The organism is Salmonella sp. SSDFZ54, assembly GCF_004010735.1.
Taxonomy (GTDB): Bacteria; Pseudomonadota; Gammaproteobacteria; order Enterobacterales; family Enterobacteriaceae; genus Salmonella; species Salmonella enterica.
Genome location: NZ_CP034819.1, coordinates 1,061,296 through 1,080,936, shown reverse-complemented (window position 1 = coordinate 1,080,936; position 19,641 = coordinate 1,061,296). Strand labels below are relative to the sequence as shown.

The following is a 19,641-nucleotide window of genomic DNA, read 5'->3' as shown; positions in this document are numbered from 1 at the left end:
GCCGCGCCTCCCGGAGAAGACGCGGCCTGATGGATGAAATGAATGACGTTTATTGTCTGAGAAGCCCTTCACTGGCGAGCCACACATTAAGCTGTTTTCCGGCATCGGATTCAAAATTCCAGTACCGCCAGCGCAACTGACCTTCAGCATTACGGATAACCAGCCGGAAATGCGTTCCCTGGTCATCTTCAATAAGCACATTGCGGTAAGCTGTTGTGACGGCAACCGCCTGTTCGCGTGAGAAAGGGCCTTCGGGCAATTAAACAGGGTGACAGTCCGACATACCGGCTATTTTCCGATAAATTCAACGCTGGCACCGGTGGCATTACCGTCAGCACCAACCGTGACGGTCACTTTGTCGTACGCACGGTCTTCAGGATTGAACACTTCAAACTCAACCTTATTGCCTTTTACTTCGTAAGAGCCAAAATCAGCGGTTTCTGTTGTTTCCTCGTCATATTCCCGGGCGTATGCCAGCCGGGCAGCCTGCAGGACGGAATCTTTATTAATGGCGGGTGTCTGTTTCGGGGAAAAACCGGCAAGTGATGTGACAAATTTCGGACAGACCTTCAGCATATCACCGCGGGTGAATTCCATTCGTACACCAAATGCCTGTAAAACGGACACATCACGCTCTGCTATGGAGTGAACGGCTTTTTTGACCATTTCCGGCGCCTGTCCGACTTCCACCTCAACAGCCCTGAATCCTGTCTGCTGATTACACATTTGTGATGTGGGGATCAGGTTACCGTTAATACTGATACGGCTGCCCAGGAGCGTCTGTACGCCATTCGGGCATCCCTGCATCAGGCCGGTAATACCAATCGTGCCATTTTTCAGCATTACCAGCGCCTGACCATCTTCCGTCATGGTCTGACACCAGCCGTTTTTGACAGCCCAGTTACCGGCGGAGGTGGAGAAGGATGCCACAGTGAACAGCAGGGGAAAAAGCATTCTGGTATTCATGACTGACCTCTGAAATTAAAGAGCGTGTTATTGATAATGACAGACGGTATACGGCAGTGGTTACCGTAATCCGTTGTCGTGTAAAGGTATACGGTTGCCACGGGGGACTCCGGGGCGCTCAGAACAGGTGATCCCACAGTGTGACCAGTAGGTGGATAATGCGGGCCCGGGCTTTACGCAGAAGCTGTAACATCCAGGCCGGAAAACTGAACCGGGCAACGGCGTCGTCAAAACTTTTCCCGATGGCGTCACCAAAAGTCTGTTGTGCGTGTTTCCGGGCCTGTTCAGAGCGGTTTTCCCCCCGGATATGTGAATAAACCGCGCTGGTTGCCTGTGGTGGCAGTGCGTGGATCATCAGTGACACCAGTGCCGGAAGATTCCAGCCGACAGGCGCTGCAACGGAGAGTACCGGAAATGATGACGGGAACAGGGTGGCCACCCGGGCTGTTACTGTCGCCAGTGAGAGTTCCTGCTGACGGGACGGGCATTTTTCTGCGTCGTTCCATTCTTCAGCAGGAAACACGCGATCGGCATGGCTGAGAACAAACAGAAAACGCGAGGGATCTGCACCTTCATTCAGTAAAAACTGATGCATGGCAATATCAGCAGCATACGCACGTTCATCAGCCCGCAGGATCCAGATAATCAGATCCAGTTCCGGCAGTAACTGACGGTAAAGCTCCCGGTATTCCTGATCATGCTGCGGTGTTTCACCAATGCCGGGCAGATCGACCAGCGTCATTCTGCGTTCACCAATCTGCAGGGTGAGGCGATGAGCCTGGCGGGTGCAGCCGTTCAGGGGATGCGTGGCGCAGATACGGGACTGAAAAATGGCATTACACAGACTGCTTTTGCCGGTGCCGGATTTACCCATAATGCCAATCACGGGCTCGTAATGAATAACACCGTGGAGATGTTCAAGGATTTTCTGGCGAATTTCTTCAGGAAGAAACGTCAGATATGATTTCACTTGTGCGGAGAGGGAAGAATGGCTGAATGACATACCGGTATCCTGTTGATTTCACTGAACCGGATCACACTAATCCGGTTTATCATTCAGGTAATATGGGCGTGAAAAAATCTGGAGTGACAAAGTGTGGAGGGAAGAGATGACTGCACAACAGATTGATGCATTACGCGACATTGTTAATAAGGCCAGAGTTACCGCCATTTGTAAAAGTCCGGCCTGGAAATATACTCTGCGAATACTGAAGCGCAGCAGACTCGTGTACAGAGGAGAACGGTCAGAATCGTTTGATCCGGAGAAACATTTTAATCGTTATACGGTGCGTTATCTGTACCTGCTTAACATAATGGCACTTGAGCTAAAGTCAGATACACGGATTAAGGTTGAGGTAGGTCAATGGTATCGCATGACGGGTAAACGTTTATCACTTAATGTCCCGCCTTTTATGCTGATTCCGCGTAATATCCGGAGAAAAGTGGATGGATTCAGACAATCAGAAGGCGAAGCAACAAAACAAACGGCTCAACCGTTCACGGGCAGTTTGTATGAGGTTTTGAGCAGGGATAACGATTCGGCTGAGCTGGACGCCTGGTTTGCTGAACCACCGCTGACACGACAGGAAGTGCGGGAGGGGAGGCGTGTCACAGATTTTAATCCATGGGCGCAGTCTTCGTTTATTTGCCGTTCAGCATCCCCGACGTTTGAACTTTTTTACCAGGAATATAAGCGACTGGGATTAAGTGTTTTTTTTGATCCGGAAAATAGAAAACCTTTTGAAAGTATAAAAAAACATTTCGGGGATAAACCACAGTTACTGGAGAGACTGGGGGATGTGTTGTTTTTCACGTCGCTTTATAACCAGGGATGTTTAGGGGAGTTTGTCAATGCGCTTGTGGAAAAGGAGGACATTTATCTGAAAGCGTCCCCCGGGGAAGAAAAGCTGAAAGCACACCAGAAAATGATTAACTACATTGAAGAGTTCTGCAACAAAATGACGGAAAAGTATCTGATATCCGCAGCCAGGAGACACTACCAAAAGAAGAAAATCGGCAGGAGCAGAAGTGGTGAAAGTTAATACAGTCTGTGGTTCTGAATCACCAGCCTGTGGTTCTGAATCAGATGTTCCAGGACAGCCTGTTGTGTTGTTTTCAGTTCTCTGGTCAGTCTGTCCAGAGTACGTTTTGCATCTGATGATATTTTAACGTTGATTTGTACCCGCTTATCTTTTTTTCCGTCGGTAAACTGTTTTCGGAATGCATTGTGCATCTTGTCGAAAAATTTTTCTTTTGCGGCAACCCCATAGTGAAGTACTTTTGGCTGCTGTAAGTATGGTGTATCTGCGGGGAATAAAATTTTTAGTAAAACTACGATAGCAATGTATCTTTCGTTATCACTTACAGGATAAAACCAGGAAAGATACGTGTGCGGGATGCGTGCATTGATATATTTCCATGCCCATTCGAGTTGTTCTGTATTCTTTTTAAGCCATTTGGCTTCGTTTCTCTTTTCGATCTGCAGCCAGTTTTGATGCATTGTTGAGATGAAGCAATCTGATTGATTGTCAAGGATTAATGCATTAATCCATTTGCTTATAACATCCAGTCTCATTTCATGATCTGAAGGAATTGTTGTTATGGGTATACTCCCCGCAGGAATCAGCCCCATCATGGCTGTATTGAACCCTAATTCATTACGAACCCCAAGGAGTTTGGGATCTGTGTTAATTATAACTAACCAGAACCAGAATGCTGCAATTTCATTTTTTTTAACCCATTCAGGTATGTGATTATCTGTCAGTTGTTTATCATTCAACAAATACTCAATTGTTTCATTTTCCCAGCTATATCCATTCACGTTATAACCATCTTCATATTGTTTCATCTGATTACGCCTCAATCGCATTCTCTTCTGGTGATTTTCACTATCACATGGAAATCGAATATGCAAGGAAGTTAACAAAAAAACATTGCATCCGGACTTGTGTTCAAAAAGCAATCACTTCAAGGCTTGATCACTCTGTGAGATGCTGAAGAACTATTCTCTAACTATTCACGATCTATTCTTGATCTATTCATAATAAATTAAAACATGCTATCAACTACTGCTCATATCCTCCTTGGGTGTGTCGTTGTACTGTTCGACTGTTCTTGTGGTCAGATTAACAATCTGAAGAGTAAAAGCGACAGTAATCTGTCTGTTATAGTGGCGATAAAAACACTGAATGCGCATCCTGTATGTGAAATCCTGTCATGTGGAGCAGTAAGCAATGACAGGCATGCATGTTATATGTGAAGGGGGCCGGGAGACGACATAATCAGTATGGCTGTCATTCTGGTTGTAAAACGCGATCACTTTCCGGGGGTAAAAGATGATATGGAAGCTGACAAACGGTTTGCTTCGGATTGTCTTTTCTGGGGCCTGAAATACGGGGACAGAAAAATAATTCCAGAGTAAATCTGCTCCGTTTTCAGAACAAAAATCCCCATGCTGGCCGTGAAAAACTGAAACGAACATTCAGTCTGCATGAGTGTCTGAAGATGTTGAGAATGTCGGTATGATACTATATACACATGTTTTTATTAAGTGTTATATACATATCTTTTTAAATAGATAATTCTACACATATTTTACTAAGTGTTTTTACTAAGCATTTCAGTAAGTGTTATACACGTATTTTCTACTAAGTGTTTTACCAGACATACACATGTTTTCATAAACAATTCTACAAGTGTTTTCATTAAGTATTGTTATACACATTGCTTTGTCTGATACACATCCAGTTTAGTAAACCTGTCAGTCCTGTTTTTACGTTAACTAAAATCAGCTTAATGCTACTACAAAACAATCTTTCCTGTTTAAGCAATCAATATGATATTCTATTTTTCTGATGTTACATTTAACCTTTTATGAGTTTTCGTGTTTTTAGTCGTTAACCTGAGACAAGTGTTTTTATGTAAAACGCAAATCCGGCTGAGATAACCTGGCGTGATTTACTGTGTGCTTACGATGATTTTGTTAAATGGTTTTATGGATGATTTTGTAGCGATAAGATTGATGAGATGATTAACTGGCCCTGGTGTTTTTTCTCAGTGCAAGGTGATTATCTTCATCATAAGGCTCTTTTCAGAAAAAGCGTGATGATTGGTTCTGGTGTTTTGATTCAGATGAGATTTACGTTATCGATGGTTAATCGTTTTTATGGTGTGTTGAAAAGTAACGTTTTCAGGATAAGAAAATCGATTCTGATGTTGGTGGTTTTTGTTCTCGGGGCAGGGTTATCTGTAAACAGGTTTTAAACGCGCTATTCGGCTCTGTGATTGAGTTTTGTGGTTAAGCTGTAGGTTTTGGTATTGTTGTTGATTCACAGCAGCAGAAAGCGTTCTGATTGCGTTTTTGGTGTTTTGTTTGCACGTTCTGTTGATCCGTTTCCCTTCGGGCTTTGTAGTTTTTAAAAACCATTTATGCCGTTGTTGTGTGTTTTACCCTGCGTGTAGGTTTATCTTTTCTTCGTGGGGGATTCATTCTGTTTTAATCAGGAGCCATTGGCGTTGCTCAATGGCGGGATGCCGTAAAGTTTTACCGCAGTGATTAATGATGTGAAGTCAATCCAAATCAACGGAGATCTCTCATCATGAATCAACCAATACACAATGCTTACTGGTTATCCCGTTTTGACAGCCTTCTCGACAGTGCCCTAGTGCAGCACCGTGCCGTCTCGTTAATTCGGGTGGATTTACGTTTTCCTGAGTATATGCCTGCCACTATTATGGATACCGATTTAGATTCAGCAGTGATTTCTCGTTTTTTCGAATCCCTGAAAGCAAAAATTCAGGCTTACCAGCGGAAAAAACGACGTGCCAACAAGCGTGTGCGTGCAACCACTCTGCGTTATTTCTGGTGTCGGGAGTTTGGCAAGGAAAAAGGCAGGAAACATTATCACGTGATATTACTGCTCAACAAAGATACCTGGTGCTCGCCAGGGGATTTCACCGTTCCTTCTTCGCTGGCGACGCTGATCAAGCTGGCATGGTGCAGTGCTCTGCATCTCGAGCCCTGGCAGGGTAATGGACTGGTTCATTTTTCCAGGCGGACGCCTTTCCGTAAACCGACATCATCTGATGCTCGCCCTTCTTCCGATGATACGCCTTTGTCGGGTGGATGTTCTGAAACCAGGAAGGCTTCAGACAAAAAGCCGGGTGAAGCCGCTGTTCTCTGGGTCAAGCGTGGTGATGTGGAAGCGATGCAGAAAGCCATGGAGAGAGCCTGTTATCTCGTGAAGTATGAGACGAAGCAGCATGACGGTTCTGGGCAACGTAATTATGGTTGCAGTCGTGGGCCGGGGCGTCTACTGGATGGCAGGTGAGCCCTGTAAAACGGCATCCGGTGCCTGAGCATACGTCACGTAATTAACTGTCTTGACCAACAAAATTATGGAGTAACCTGATGGCAGGATTCATTACATTTCTTTGTTCTTTCTGAGTATCGCATTCAGGATGGTCAGCAGTTTGCGCATACAGGCTACCAGCACCGCCGTAGTCATTACGCCGATGCCTTTAATGTTGCTCAGGTGCTCAGCTGGTTCTTTAAAATGGTTCCGGATGTGGGTGTTCATCTTCCAGCGCTTTGATGATATTAATGTTTTTTTTTGCTTTGCGGGTGAGCCGGGTACAACCTGTTTTGCTCAGTAACTGGCATTGCGATCAACTGGTGTCTGCAAACGACTATGGCATTAAGAACCTGACGTTCTGCATCCGGCAAAGTCCGGATAAAGCGGTCTCGTTCCGGATGGTAATTAATAACTGCAGCCATCTGGGCAAAAAAACCGCGCATCATGCGGGTCAGTCTTCGCCAGATATCCCATCGCACGGGCAAAGTCACGAGCTTGCCTGGGGTTAACTACGGCGATCTCAAAACCTTCGGGCTGAAACGCACAGGTTATGGCGGCCTTCCATCAACACAAAGGCCATATCGTGCTGCCTCAGTTCAGCGATGATGAAATCAACGCCGTCAGCACCACTGGCAACAGAAAACCGTTCAATAGTGTTGCTGGCGGCAATATCCAGCGTTGTTTTGGACACATCGGTATCAACACAAAGTGGATTTGGCAGACTCATTATTGCCCATTCTTGCTAATGCGTTATGGAGTACGGACAACTGTTCGGGTTTCAGATGAGTGGCTCAGCGTATGCGCCATTTGCTTACATATGGGCTTAAACCCTAAGGGGCCCCAGGCTGCATACGCTTTGCCAAATCTGTTCGCTGCTCATGATAACGAAGAACCAGGATACAAGGTGGAAGATCCTCAACGCTCAGGGGCGCAATGTTCCCTGTGTTTCATGCCCCCATCGTTTGTTGCTGTGGTGCCAGACTTCTGAGGCACCTCCATGTCGTTTTGCTTTTGTCAGCATCATAAATGCGTCGGGACTGGTGAATGGATACAAGCCATTTTATTATCGACGTCAGCGAACATACTCACAATGTCGGTATATTTCTGAACTGAACAGTAAGTTTTGCGTTGATTACAGTATGCGAAGGAGGTCCATTACAATGAATCCCGATTATGTGCAATCCTTGCAGACATCCCACCACTTCCCAGCTGATTTAACCTACAGATTATTTCCTAGTGAGCTTGCGTATCTCATTGACGACTTATATGAAAGTACCCAACTTCCGTTGGAGCTCATTTTTAATACTGTACTGGCAACGCTCTCACTCTCCTGTCAGTCATTGGTTGACGTTGTTCATCCTCACACCAACATGCCGGAACCCTGCTCACTTTATCTGTTGGCAATCGCAGAGCCAGGCGCGGGAAAAACAACGATAAACAGACTGGTGATGAACCCCTGTTACGAATTTGCCGATCGACTCATTCAACAATACGAAGAGAGAAACAAAGATTATAAGACTGAACTACAGATCTGGAATACCCGGCAGAAAGCGCTTGCTGCCAATTTAAGAAAGGTTGTTAACCGGGGGTATCCGGGGGAACAGGAAGAAGAGGCGCTGCGTAATCACGAAAGAAATAAACCGACACGTCCGGTTCGACCGAATTTTATCTATGAAGATGTTTCGCTTAAAGCGCTTGTGGAAGGGCTCAATGAACATCCTGAGGCAGGGGTTATTTCTGATGAGGCGGTCACTTTTTTCAGAAGCTATCTGAAAAATTATCCGGGCCTGTTGAATAAAGCATGGAGTGGGCAACCGTTTGATTTTGGACGGGCTGACGAGAAATACCATATCGCGCCACGTCTGACATTTTCGTTAATGTCTCAGCCGGATGTCTTTACGAATTATATAAATAAAAATGACGTACTGGCGTGGGGAAGCGGATTTCTTTCCCGGTTTCTGTTCAGTCAGGTTGTAAGTTCTTCCTGGATACGTGATTATACGAGAGGTGAGTTCAGAACAATATCAACCCTGGAGAACTTTCATAAAAAGATTAACGGATTCCTGTTAAACCACAACATTAATTTCCCCGGCATGAGCACCGAAAGGAAGACATTAAAACTTGCGAAGAAAGCGTTGGGGGAGTGGCAGGAAAACCAGATTAAGATTGAAAGAAAAGCGCTTGCAGGCGGGGAGTGGGAACACATCAGAGATATTGTTCTGAAAGCAGGTTCTAATATACTGAGGATAGCTGGAATATTCACCTGCTATTGCTATAAAGATGCTGAGGAAATTGAATCAATTGCGCTTTTTAAAGCTATGCATCTCATGGACTGGTATCTGGAGGAGGCGAGCACAATATTTTATCCCATGTCTGCACGATGCCAGTTTGAACAGGATGCCTGTGAACTGTATGCATGGATTATGACCCGAATAAGGCAGAATAATTGGCGTGCTATCAGGAAAACAGACATTGAAAGATATGGTCCCAATCGACTGAGAAGAGCAGAAAAACTTACACCTGTACTCAATCAGTTAATCTGTCAGGGGTATTTATGTATCATCAGAATGCGATCGCATCAGGCACTTTATGTTTCTGTTTATTGTAACAATGGTTACCTCCTTCCTTTAGGCGCAATGTATTACGAACAGTTTGATATTGTTCTACCCGAGAATATTCATAAAGCGAAAGCATATCACGTTAATATTCCACCGGAATTAATTCCGTCATTTGCGTCACCTTTTTCAGAGTATAGCTTATTTTGAAATAACCTTACACAGATAAAACAAAATCAACCAACCTTCATTCGGAGGTTGGTGATAAGGCGTTTTGCATATCCTGCACCTATGCAAATGTTCACCAATTATGGGGGGGGAATGAGAATTTCTCTGAAAAAACCGCTACGGTAGCAACAGTAGCAGCACATGCACCACATCTGTGATTTAATTTTGTTTTCATAATGACCTGCTGTCAGAGCTGGTTGAATACAGGAGTGTGCGCACTGGTGGAAGCATGGCTTTCGTTTTTTATTGATCGAAAGTGAATCGAAAGATTATTTTTAACATAGATTAAAGCTAATCATTAACCATATTGTGTGAGTTTTCATATATAACTTCGTTTGATTTTCGTCGTGATGAGTGTAGGTGTATATGATAATGTCGGTCTCTGCCTGAATAACGAATGGTTATCACTGTTACTGAAAAGAGATGCTGTTCAAGTTTGCATTTCAATAGGAGAGTGAAGAAAAATGATTTGATATTTTTTCTGTAAGATAATGGTTTGTCATGTTCGTATTCAGAACGGATGATTTCTTATTTTTACTCATCAAACATGGATAATTTTAATTTAGGTTTATTACTATAATTAGTATCTACCCCTTTATTTATCATCCATCTCTGCCCTTCATTTTCCCTCTCTGTCTTTACACATTCCATTACTCTTATTCTCATCCAGTTATATTCACTCCCTTCCTTGTCTAATCTTCATTGTCACCATTATCATGGTATCCACCTTCTCCATTCCTCAATCATAACTACTGTAACTCATATGATACTCAGATAAGTTATTCTCTACTACGCTATTGCTGATATCCATCTGTTCCTGTTTTCAGTAAAATAATAATTTATTTTAATTTTATCCATCATGAGCTGTATTTGCTTAACAATGATTGTTTATCTGATATGTTTTAACCATTCTGGTAAATATCAATACTTCTGTCATCACTGATTAACTGAATGCTTACTCTTTAATAAGGTATCCATTATTCTGTAACGATTAGCCGAGCAGGGTAAATAACAGAATTAATAGAGTGAATTTCTGATTGTGTTTGTTCGTTCCTGATTATCTTGTATTTTAAATAAAATGAAAATTATCCATCCATGGTATGTTTCATTCTGGTACCGTGTACCCGTTAACGTTCATATCTTGAACATGAGTTGTTTTTAACAGATAAAATGAGTGCGTGTAAGTTTATTGGGTTACAGGTATCGTGTTGGCCTTGTACACGGTTTTTTAGAACCATTGAGAGCAAGTTTGTAATTTATGATGGTGATTAGTCGTAATATGTTTCTTGAACTTCTGATCGTGGGTTTTTATCGCATATTTTGCAGTATTTCGTGATGTTTATTGATTCTGTATTTTATTCACTCCTCGTTTATCTCATCTCTTTAGCTAATACCATCAGATAATCCATTTATTTCTGCACAACGCTACGTGTCGTTAATAACCGACGTATCCATTCTGTTACAGCATGCCTGATAAATACCGTCTGTAAGTTATTACCGTTTTAGATCTGATTATGAGCGAAAGCATTAATTCGTTTACAGCACTTAAAACGTCATTAACTTTCAGGAGTCATCAGCATGCCTAAATCTTACACACCAAACTGGTTTTTTACCGCTTTACTTGACAATCACATCAATCAGTTGGTCGCACGCTATTCCCGTCTGCGGGCCTTACGCATGGATTTCTTCTACAGGAAAGATACGCCTGATTTCTTACAACCTGATCATCGCTGGCTTGAATTGCAGTTGCGTATGCTGCTGGAGCAGGTGGAACAATTTGAAAATATCGTTGGTTTCTTCTGGGTGATTGAATGGACGGCTGATCATGGTTTTCATGCGCATGCGGTTTTCTGGCTCGATCGTCAGAGGGTTAAAAAAATATATCCCTTTGCGGAGCGGATTACGGAATGCTGGCAGTCTATTACGCATAACAGCGGTTCGGCACACCGCTGTACATATCAGCCGCATTATACATACAACATCAACATTCCTGTGCGCCACAACGATCCTGAAAGCATCGATAATATTCGCGGTGCCCTGCATTATCTGGCGAAAGAAGAGCAAAAAGACGGGCTGTGTGCCTACGGCTGCAGTGAAGTTCCTGAGCGTCCTGCTGCAGGGCGTCCTCGTAAGCCTCACTTCTGAAGCTTAAGGCCTGAGCCTCCGCTCCTGGAAACACTCCGTCGGTAAAAATCTACCGCCCTGATTAATGATGTGAACTGAAGTCAACGGAGATCATTCACCTTAAACCCACCTCAGGAATTTTACACCTGTCTGGTCTCCTGACTGTCCTGGCATACGACATCTGCCATCCCCGGTTCCACGGTTATCACATCAACAATCTCAGTACACGACGCCTTCAGTTTCACCATACGCTCGTCTTTCGCTGGCGGGGATGCGTCGTGCGTTTCCATATGGAGCATATCTTATGAATGGTATCCCTCATTTCGACTATAGCCTGGCGCCCTTCTGGCCGTCTTATCAGAACAAAATCATCGGTGTTCTCAACCGTGCGCTGCGTGAACAGTCCTGCTCCCGGGTACGGCGGATCCTGCTTCGTCTGCCGTGGGAACATGACAACGCCTTCAGTGACAGAAAAATCTGGTTCGGTATGGATTTTATCGAAACCGTCAGTGCGCTGATGAATGCAACACCCGGACGTGACCTCTGCTGGCTCCTGACCCGTCATCCTGAAAAACCGGAATACCACGTGGTGTTATGCGTCAGACAGGAGTATTTCGATGGCCCTGAACTGGACCGGCTGATTCTGGATGCCTGGAGCAACGTACTGGGCTTCGCGTCACCGGGTGAAGCGGCACCGTACCAGAAGCAGATAACACGGGATGTGGTGCTGGACAGTCGTTCACCGGACTGCGAAGACATCCTCAAAGAGTTGATATGGGCGTTCAGTGATTTCGCCCGCGATCGTCGTGGTGTGCGCGATCCGGAAGCCCGTTACCTCGCCGGTAATCCCTGGTATCCCGTAGCAGGCCAGCTCTGAAAACACCGTTCAGCAGATTAATCCGCATTTGCACAACCTTCATAAATCTCATAAAGGACATTCTGACCATGTTGACCTCAATGACAGGCCACGACAGCGTGTTGCTGCGTGCTGACGATCCCCTGATCGACATGAACTACATCACCAGTTTCACCGGTATGACCGACAAATGGTTTTACAAGCTGATCAGTGAAGGCCATTTCCCGAAACCCATCAAGCTGGGCCGCAGCAGCCGCTGGTACAAAAGTGAAGTGGAGCAGTGGATGCAGCAGCGAATTGAGGAATCACGAGGAGCAGCAGCATGAAACGTGTTGTGATGCCGGTACGCTGGCAATGTGCAAAATGCCGGCGCTGGTATTGCGGAAATCAGCCCTGTCCCTGGTGCTGGCGACATTACCGTTCATTTTCCTGCTGACCCTCTCCGGTCAGCCAGCAGGTTGTAGCTCTTTCCTGACTGATTCGTCATTCCATTCACATTGTTTATAACTGGCATTACACCGGTGTTGATGCGCACCTTCCCGTGTGTCTGCACCGGCTTAACAAAATTCAACAGGGTTTGAAAAGGAACATTTCGTGCAAATAACCGAAGCCTTAATTTCAGAGCCGGGAGACATCCGGCGTTTTGTTCAGCAGGCGGTGGACCACTGGCCGCGTCTGCTGGCAGTCCACTTCACGCTCCATTCGGCTGAAGGAAACATCAACGGGCAACAGATTCAGGCATTCTGTACTTCCTTTTACCGACAGGTGCACGAACGTATTACTGAGCGTAATCACACTGCCTGTCCATCCTCGCCGGTGGTATTACGCTGGTTGCGGGAACAACATGGAGGAGCAACAATACGATGCCTGTTGCTGCTCAGCCAGACGAGCATTTGCCATCCGCGGGCCAGTGCCACGGTTGATGAAGAATGTTCGCAACGGGTGGATTTATTGCAACAGACCTGGAAGGTGATAAGCGCTGGCGGACAATGCCAGGTTGAAAGGTGTTTTCGGGTTGCCCGGGGTGATACATCTGGCCAGTATGTTGCGTTAAAAACAGTCGCATTGTCTCTGGGGTTACCGGTTGTGATCGCCATTACCCATCGTCCGGTACAGCGCTGTACATTGATTACAGCTCAGTGAATCAGCGCAGTTGTGCAGTCAACGAGGTTTTCTGGCTTTTCGTCGGTCATTCAGCATCATTAAACGGGTCTCTGCCTCTTTCTGTTCCTGTGGTGTCACTTCCCCGCACGGCTGACCGTTCAGGTTGTAACGGGCGCCACCTGCTATTAACGCACGGTAATAGCGCGGAGACTGCACATAAGACGCCACTGCTGCATGTAATGTACCAGCGCCAAACGCCAGTTCTCGGATGGCGATATCCTGTATCAGGTCGTCAGGTATCCCCACTTTAAGTGGTTTTGTTTTTTTCCCGGTTGAATGACTCAGGCCAGAGTTCCACAAGACGAATAATGCGCTTACGGTTTTTGCTCTGGCGTTTTGTCATGTCGCCACGGTGTTTTATCAGCAGGTTTCTGTTTATCGTTCAACTGTGGTATCTGGTCACCGGCCTTCATTTTGTATGCTGTGTCCGTTTTATCCTGCAGCGGCGTTGCCGGTGATTTACTGAAAATACCCTGCGGTTTACGGTTAATGGTCAGAGTTACCATCAATTTTGTTACCTCGCGCTGTCAATGGAAGTAGTACCTCATCCGATATCTGAAAATGTTTTCCGGTGGATGTTACAGCGAATTTCATGTAAGACATGTTGTTGTCGGTATTGTTCAGTACTGTGCGTTGTGAGCGTATTCGTTATCAGACAGAGGGGCAGGGAACAAACGTCAGAGGTTAAGGATATCCGGGAACAAATGGCGTAAACGGACATCTCAGTGCCTGAGAAACAGTACAGGTCAGGCCATCATGGCCTGCAAACAGAGCCCTGGCGACCCCGTGGCCGAAAACGAAACAATAACCCGCGCGCAGTGCGAGGAATCCGGATGTGAAGCAATCAGCAGGTAATATTAATGGCAGGACCAGCAGGTTCTTTAAACAAACGAAGGTGGTGACTCCAATTAGTAGAACATATATTTTTCGATAAAGGCACCGATGACTTTTTCATGAAGTTCTACAGAGCGCGAGAAACAGATAGTTCTGCGGGCCAGACGTTTGATTCGGGTTCTCAGAGGTAGATGTTGCGCTCAATGCGCTGAGTAAAAATCTTACCAGTCAGATGCTTCTCCTTCGGTAACTCTCTGGTGTAACTACCCCATTCGTCAGTGGTCAACATACCGATGGTAAAAGGGCAAGCAGCGCCAGCAATTCACGACAGGTTTAATCAGTCCGTAGGCCAAAAGTGTAGGCCAGAACGCCACCAGTTTTCGTGTTGTACGTGTACCAGAGCCAGTGCTGTCGCGCTTTACTGCCGACAAAACTCCATTGCTCATCAAGTTCGCAGATGAGAGCCATATCAGCATGAGCGACCGGGTATGACGTTATTCTTCGTGGCGAGAGTTTTTTAAAGTCCGGATGACAGTATTAATGCCGATTTTCAGCGTACGGGCAGTATCGCGAACTCCGGCACCGTTGAAAGCCATTTCAGTGATTTGCTCTTTAACTCCCGGTTTACGGGCCTCGTAACGGTAAGTGAGCTGAAGCACTCGATGACAGTCACGGCAGCGAAATCGATCATGTCCTTTGGGTTCTTCCCGTGACGGTAAACCTGAACGGACTGGCAACAGGAGCAATGAAGGTTAACTGTGACCATGAAAGAACCTTAAAAGTGGCTATTATACCCCTAATTCAACTAATTGGAGTCATGACCGTATTCATAATGGATTAGGTTCAGCAGTTGCTGAAGTGCTTGTAGAAACTTGTCCTGTGCCCATGCGTCGGGTGGGGGTTAAAGAGCGGTATGGCCAGGTTGAAACTCAGGACTTTTTACAGAGAGAGTACGGGTTAACCGCGCAAGCTATTGTGGCGGCAGCCAGAGAGCTATTGTAATTCATGGAGTTTGTTTACCATTCTGTTTTTCTTAAAAGTGAGTGTCTGTGCGGTCACTAAACTCGGTAATAAAGCAGTTCATTGCAGGATAAGAAGCGTTTGGTTGTGTCGTTTTACCGTAAGAACCGACCGCCGTATGTATCCATTAAGCCAGTATTGGTAACGTAGGTGCCCACCTTTTCAAACTGGTGGGCGCCTGTTATGGAGCAAAAACATTATCCGCAGAACCCCGCAGATCATTTTCAAATGAGTTAAACTTCAAATGGTTAAACTGGTTTTGCAACCAGGAGCCTCTGTTGCCCGTATTGCCCGGGAACACGATATCAATGATAACCTCCTGTTCAAATGGCTCAGACTCTGGCAGAACGTAAGGTAAAGGGAGATGAAAAAGGCAATAGCAGAACTGAGTGACAGTGAAACCATTCTGGCGTACAGGGTTGGATGGTGAAACTGATAAAAAACCCCCTCTGAAATTCTGTCAGAGGGGCTAGTCAATAAGGGAATAATATTCAACATGAAGATGTCTTCTGGGAATGTTTATATAGCAAATGCTTTCACTCCGGTAATTAATTTCCGTGATTAACTGCTTTCGATCAATAAAGGAATTGCAAAAGTGTGATCTTGTTCACGACATCGTGGATAATAATATGCCTGATGTCTGAATCCGGAAACAGTGCTCTGGCGGGTTTCATGTGAAGTTGACGGATAAAAAATCCGCACGACCAGACAGACGTGCGGTTTACGAAATTCGTAACAAGAGGCTTTTCTACGGATCACGTGGTGCGTGCCACGTGAAATTTTTGTAGCGCAAAATGTGCAATGTGTAAATACAAGGAAGGAAAAAAGTTAAATTGGTAGAAGTCCATGCCTGCCACATGTACGTCTGCATTCCTCGTTTTGAACAGAATTCTCACCAGACATCGTGAATTTCTCATTCAATCATCAGAGATATTAACCAGGATTTTTATTGTTTTGTGATATCAGCAGTGCAGGTATACAGACGTTAAAGTAATCAGGTTTATTATAACCACCTTTACAAAGTTGTATATGTTTATAATTTAATGATTTTAATGCCAGTCGTTTTCTGCTGCTTAAATTGAGGTCGCATATTATACACAATAATATTCCTGGCATTATTAAATTAATAAAAGAGGATTCTTATCACTGTATTTTTGCTCCGCACTACCGTTCTGGCTGGTGAAGTAATAATACAGGAGAATAACAGAATGCTTAAAAGACGTGATGCTTTTTTAAAGAAAAGCGCGCTGGCAGTGAGTGTGGCCCTGCTGCTCTCGGCTCAGGCTCAGGCTGTTTTGACAGGGCCTGTTGATGCTAATTCTTCCAGCTTACTGATTGGAGAAAACTCTTTTATTACGAATTCAACTGGTACAGCTAATAACACTTTCCTTTTGGGAGGTGGCGCTTTTAACATGGATTCACCAGGAAGTCTTCAGTTTGGCTCTTTTTCGGGAGTGTATAATTCTCCACACAGTGTCACCCTGGGAAGGGATGCCGGTCAGGCTGAGTCAAAATATGGTGTTGCCATAGGTAAGAGCGCTGAGGTACTTAATTCACAGCAGAGTGTTGCTATTGGGGGATGGGCTGGAATAGAAAATTCTTCAGGCTCTGTAGCTCTGGGCCATGGCTCACAGGTGTCGGGAGAAAATAACGTGGTATCTGTTGGTGCCGGACCTGAGGGATATGGAGAGAGTGTCAAAGGAGCACCGGAAACCCACTCTATTGTAAACAAGACATTTTTATCTTTTATATTCAATGGCTTATTTTCCTGCTAATTGGTAATACCATGAAAAATACCATGCTCAGAAAAGGCTTAACAATATTTTGAAAAATTGCCTACTGAGCGCTGCCGCACAGCTCCATAGGCCGCTTTCCTGGCTTTGCTTCCAGATGTATGCTATTCCGCTCCTGCAGCTAATGGATCACCGCAAACAGGTTACTCGCCTGGGGATTCCCTTTCGACCCGAGCATCCGTATGAGACTCATGCTCGATTATTATTATTATAGAAGCCCCCATGAATAAATCGCTCATCATTTTCGGCATCGTCAACATAACCTCGGACAGTTTCTCCGATGGAGGCCGGTATCTGGCGCCAGACGCAGCCATTGCGCAGGCGCGTAAGCTGATGGCCGAGGGGGCAGATGTGATCGACCTCGGTCCGGCATCCAGCAATCCCGACGCCGCGCCTGTTTCGTCCGACACAGAAATCGCGCGTATCGCGCCGGTGCTGGACGCGCTCAAGGCAGATGGCATTCCCGTCTCGCTCGACAGTTATCAACCCGCGACGCAAGCCTATGCCTTGTCGCGTGGTGTGGCCTATCTCAATGATATTCGCGGTTTTCCAGACGCTGCGTTCTATCCGCAATTGGCGAAATCATCTGCCAAACTCGTCGTTATGCATTCGGTGCAAGACGGGCAGGCAGATCGGCGCGAGGCACCCGCTGGCGACATCATGGATCACATTGCGGCGTTCTTTGACGCGCGCATCGCGGCGCTGACGGGAGCCGGTATCAAACGCAACCGCCTTGTCCTTGATCCCGGCATGGGGTTTTTTCTGGGGGCTGCTCCCGAAACCTCGCTCTCGGTGCTGGCGCGGTTCGATGAATTGCGGCTGCGCTTCGATTTGCCGGTGCTTCTGTCTGTTTCGCGCAAATCCTTTCTGCGCGCGCTCACAGGCCGTGGTCCGGGGGATGTCGGGGCCGCGACACTCGCTGCAGAGCTTGCCGCCGCCGCAGGTGGAGCTGACTTCATCCGCACACACGAGCCGCGCCCCTTGCGCGACGGGCTGGCGGTATTGGCGGCGCTGAAAGAAACCGCAAGAATTCGTTAACTGCACATTCGGGATATTTCTCTATATTCGCGCTTCATCAGAAAACTGAAGGAACCTCCATTGAATCGAACTAATATTTTTTTTGGTGAATCGCATTCTGACTGGTTGCCTGTCAGAGGCGGAGAATCTGGTGATTTTGTTTTTCGACGTGGTGACGGGCATGCCTTCGCGAAAATCGCACCTGCTTCCCGCCGCGGTGAGCTCGCTGGAGAGCGTGACCGCCTCATTTGGCTCAAAGGTCGAGGTGTGGCTTGCCCCGAGGTCATCAACTGGCAGGAGGAACAGGAGGGTGCATGCTTGGTGATAACGGCAATTCCGGGAGTACCGGCGGCTGATCTGTCTGGAGCGGATTTGCTCAAAGCGTGGCCGTCAATGGGGCAGCAACTTGGCGCTGTTCACAGCCTATCGGTTGATCAATGTCCGTTTGAGCGCAGGCTGTCGCGAATGTTCGGACGCGCCGTTGATGTGGTGTCCCGCAATGCCGTCAATCCCGACTTCTTACCGGACGAGGACAAGAGTACGCCGCAGCTCGATCTTTTGGCTCGTGTCGAACGAGAGCTACCGGTGCGGCTCGACCAAGAGCGCACCGATATGGTTGTTTGCCATGGTGATCCCTGCATGCCGAACTTCATGGTGGACCCTAAAACTCTTCAATGCACGGGTCTGATCGACCTTGGGCGGCTCGGAACAGCAGATCGCTATGCCGATTTGGCACTCATGATTGCTAACGCCGAAGAGAACTGGGCAGCGCCAGATGAAGCAGAGCGCGCCTTCGCTGTCCTATTCAATGTATTGGGGATCGAAGCCCCCGACCGCGAACGCCTTGCCTTCTATCTGCGATTGGACCCTCTGACTTGGGGTTGATGTTCATGCCGCCTGTTTTTCCTGCTCATTGGCACGTTTCGCAACCTGTTCTCATTGCGGACACCTTTTCCAGCCTCGTTTGGAAAGTTTCATTGCCAGACGGGACTCCTGCAATCGTCAAGGGATTGAAACCTATAGAAGACATTGCTGATGAACTGCGCGGGGCCGACTATCTGGTATGGCGCAATGGGAGGGGAGCAGTCCGGTTGCTCGGTCGTGAGAACAATCTGATGTTGCTCGAATATGCCGGGGAGCGAATGCTCTCTCACATCGTTGCCGAGCACGGCGACTACCAGGCGACCGAAATTGCAGCGGAACTAATGGCGAAGCTGTATGCCGCATCTGAGGAACCCCTGCCTTCTGCCCTTCTCCCGATCCGGGATCGCTTTGCAGCTTTGTTTCAGCGGGCGCGCGATGATCAAAACGCAGGTTGTCAAACTGACTACGTCCACGCGGCGATTATAGCCGATCAAATGATGAGCAATGCCTCGGAACTGCGTGGGCTACATGGCGATCTGCATCATGAAAACATCATGTTCTCCAGTCGCGGCTGGCTGGTGATAGATCCCGTCGGTCTGGTCGGTGAAGTGGGCTTTGGCGCCGCCAATATGTTCTACGATCCGGCTGACAGAGACGACCTTTGTCTCGATCCTAGACGCATTGCACAGATGGCGGACGCATTCTCTCGTGCGCTGGACGTCGATCCGCGTCGCCTGCTCGACCAGGCGTACGCTTATGGGTGCCTTTCCGCAGCTTGGAACGCGGATGGAGAAGAGGAGCAACGCGATCTAGCTATCGCGGCCGCGATCAAGCAGGTGCGACAGACGTCATACTAGATATCAAGC

The 19,641-nt window shown here is 46.6% G+C and carries 19 protein-coding genes and 4 pseudogenes; 14 read left to right on the top strand and 9 right to left on the bottom strand.

What is annotated here, in order from left to right; all coding sequences use genetic code 11:
* Positions 1-49: 49 nt before the first annotated feature.
* From EOS97_RS05280 to EOS97_RS05270, 3 genes are all read right to left on the bottom strand, one after another.
* Positions 50-259 (bottom strand): DUF905 family protein, encoded by a 210-nt coding sequence (locus EOS97_RS05280; RefSeq protein ID WP_023155727.1) that lies wholly within the window; start codon positions 257-259, stop codon positions 50-52.
* A gap of 29 nt (positions 260-288) precedes the next feature.
* Entirely contained in the window at positions 289-966 is a 678-nt protein-coding gene (locus EOS97_RS05275) for a hypothetical protein (RefSeq protein ID WP_023155728.1), read from the bottom strand.
* 118 nt (positions 967-1,084) lie between these two features.
* Positions 1,085-1,969, bottom strand: coding sequence for a GTPase family protein (locus EOS97_RS05270; protein WP_024166630.1), 885 nt, complete (start codon positions 1,967-1,969; stop codon positions 1,085-1,087).
* 106 nt (positions 1,970-2,075) lie between these two features.
* On the opposite strand from EOS97_RS05270, the gene EOS97_RS05265 reads away from it, so the two are divergent.
* Positions 2,076-3,008: a hypothetical protein gene (locus EOS97_RS05265; RefSeq protein WP_023155730.1), complete on the top strand. Its 933-nt coding sequence runs from the start codon at positions 2,076-2,078 to the stop codon at positions 3,006-3,008.
* On the opposite strand, the gene EOS97_RS05260 is transcribed toward EOS97_RS05265, so the two are convergent.
* Entirely contained in the window at positions 3,005-3,814 is an 810-nt protein-coding gene (locus EOS97_RS05260) for a hypothetical protein (protein WP_032153709.1), read from the bottom strand. The two genes, EOS97_RS05265 and EOS97_RS05260, sit on opposite strands and share 4 nt — an antisense overlap.
* Before the next feature lie 1,750 nt (positions 3,815-5,564).
* On the opposite strand from EOS97_RS05260, the gene EOS97_RS05245 reads away from it, so the two are divergent.
* Entirely contained in the window at positions 5,565-6,296 is a 732-nt protein-coding gene (locus EOS97_RS05245; RefSeq protein ID WP_032153707.1) for an inovirus Gp2 family protein, read from the top strand.
* Positions 6,297-6,389: 93 nt separating this feature from the next.
* On the opposite strand, the gene EOS97_RS27085 is transcribed toward EOS97_RS05245, so the two are convergent.
* Positions 6,390-6,545 (bottom strand): hypothetical protein, encoded by a 156-nt coding sequence (locus EOS97_RS27085; protein WP_020923993.1) that lies wholly within the window; start codon positions 6,543-6,545, stop codon positions 6,390-6,392.
* Between the two features lie 23 nt (positions 6,546-6,568).
* Here EOS97_RS27085 and EOS97_RS27080 point away from each other — a divergent pair, with 23 nt between their 5' ends.
* Positions 6,569-6,829 carry a hypothetical protein gene (locus tag EOS97_RS27080; protein ID WP_223362175.1) on the top strand — a complete coding sequence of 87 codons (261 nt, stop codon included), beginning with the start codon at positions 6,569-6,571 and terminating at the stop codon, positions 6,827-6,829.
* Positions 6,830-6,840: 11 nt separating this feature from the next.
* Here the strand turns inward: EOS97_RS27080 and EOS97_RS27075 are convergent, their stop codons facing one another.
* Positions 6,841-7,047 carry a hypothetical protein gene (locus EOS97_RS27075; RefSeq protein ID WP_025492114.1) on the bottom strand — a complete coding sequence of 69 codons (207 nt, stop codon included), beginning with the start codon at positions 7,045-7,047 and terminating at the stop codon, positions 6,841-6,843.
* Between the two features lie 433 nt (positions 7,048-7,480).
* Between EOS97_RS27075 and EOS97_RS05235 the strand changes: the two genes are divergently transcribed.
* Together EOS97_RS05235 and EOS97_RS05230 are read left to right on the top strand one after the other, a co-directional pair.
* Complete coding sequence (locus EOS97_RS05235; RefSeq protein WP_001067608.1) at positions 7,481-9,085, top strand: YfjI family protein; 1,605 nt, start codon at positions 7,481-7,483, stop codon at positions 9,083-9,085.
* 1,596 nt (positions 9,086-10,681) lie between these two features.
* Complete coding sequence (locus EOS97_RS05230; RefSeq protein ID WP_032153705.1) at positions 10,682-11,248, top strand: inovirus-type Gp2 protein; 567 nt, start codon at positions 10,682-10,684, stop codon at positions 11,246-11,248.
* Positions 11,249-11,367: 119 nt separating this feature from the next.
* Here EOS97_RS05230 and EOS97_RS26715 read toward each other — a convergent pair whose 3' ends face one another.
* Positions 11,368-11,517 (bottom strand): hypothetical protein, encoded by a 150-nt coding sequence (locus EOS97_RS26715; protein WP_001421645.1) that lies wholly within the window; start codon positions 11,515-11,517, stop codon positions 11,368-11,370.
* A 14-nt stretch (positions 11,518-11,531) separates the two neighbouring features.
* Here EOS97_RS26715 and EOS97_RS05225 point away from each other — a divergent pair, with 14 nt between their 5' ends.
* The 3 genes from EOS97_RS05225 (at position 11,532) to EOS97_RS27465 (ending at position 13,226) form a co-directional block, all read left to right on the top strand.
* Positions 11,532-12,104, top strand: coding sequence for a hypothetical protein (locus tag EOS97_RS05225; RefSeq protein ID WP_032153703.1), 573 nt, complete (start codon positions 11,532-11,534; stop codon positions 12,102-12,104).
* 68 nt (positions 12,105-12,172) lie between these two features.
* Positions 12,173-12,409 (top strand): AlpA family transcriptional regulator, encoded by a 237-nt coding sequence (locus EOS97_RS05220; RefSeq protein WP_000958154.1) that lies wholly within the window; start codon positions 12,173-12,175, stop codon positions 12,407-12,409.
* Positions 12,410-12,677: 268 nt separating this feature from the next.
* The gene (locus EOS97_RS27465) at positions 12,678-13,226 is read left to right on the top strand and encodes a hypothetical protein (protein ID WP_032153702.1); all 549 of its coding nucleotides are present in this window, start codon (positions 12,678-12,680) and stop codon (positions 13,224-13,226) included.
* An 18-nt stretch (positions 13,227-13,244) separates the two neighbouring features.
* Here the strand turns inward: EOS97_RS27465 and EOS97_RS27460 are convergent.
* Together EOS97_RS27460 and EOS97_RS05190 are read right to left on the bottom strand one after the other, a co-directional pair.
* A pseudogene (locus EOS97_RS27460) lies at positions 13,245-13,753 on the bottom strand (ProQ/FINO family protein).
* 402 nt (positions 13,754-14,155) lie between these two features.
* Positions 14,156-14,847 (bottom strand): annotated as a pseudogene (locus tag EOS97_RS05190) (IS1 family transposase).
* A gap of 59 nt (positions 14,848-14,906) precedes the next feature.
* On the opposite strand from EOS97_RS05190, the pseudogene EOS97_RS05185 reads away from it, so the two are divergent.
* The 6 genes and pseudogenes from EOS97_RS05185 to EOS97_RS05145 all read left to right on the top strand — a co-directional run.
* Positions 14,907-15,083: pseudogene (locus EOS97_RS05185) on the top strand (transketolase family protein); the annotation flags it as partial.
* A 188-nt stretch (positions 15,084-15,271) separates the two neighbouring features.
* Positions 15,272-15,447 (top strand): annotated as a pseudogene (locus tag EOS97_RS27060) (transposase); the annotation flags it as partial.
* An 862-nt stretch (positions 15,448-16,309) separates the two neighbouring features.
* On the top strand, positions 16,310-16,876 hold the full coding sequence (locus EOS97_RS05165) for a hypothetical protein (RefSeq protein WP_000919994.1): 567 nt from the start codon (positions 16,310-16,312) through the stop codon (positions 16,874-16,876).
* Positions 16,877-17,116: 240 nt separating this feature from the next.
* Positions 17,117-17,932 carry a sulfonamide-resistant dihydropteroate synthase Sul2 gene (gene sul2 / locus EOS97_RS05155; protein WP_001043260.1) on the top strand — a complete coding sequence of 272 codons (816 nt, stop codon included), beginning with the start codon at positions 17,117-17,119 and terminating at the stop codon, positions 17,930-17,932.
* Positions 17,933-17,992: 60 nt separating this feature from the next.
* Positions 17,993-18,796 carry an aminoglycoside O-phosphotransferase APH(3'')-Ib gene (aph(3'')-Ib, locus tag EOS97_RS05150; RefSeq protein ID WP_001082319.1) on the top strand — a complete coding sequence of 268 codons (804 nt, stop codon included), beginning with the start codon at positions 17,993-17,995 and terminating at the stop codon, positions 18,794-18,796.
* The gene (locus EOS97_RS05145) at positions 18,796-19,632 is read left to right on the top strand and encodes an aminoglycoside O-phosphotransferase APH(6)-Id (protein WP_000480968.1); all 837 of its coding nucleotides are present in this window, start codon (positions 18,796-18,798) and stop codon (positions 19,630-19,632) included. Before aph(3'')-Ib ends, EOS97_RS05145 begins: the two co-directional genes overlap by 1 nt.
* Positions 19,633-19,641: the final 9 nt, after the last annotated feature.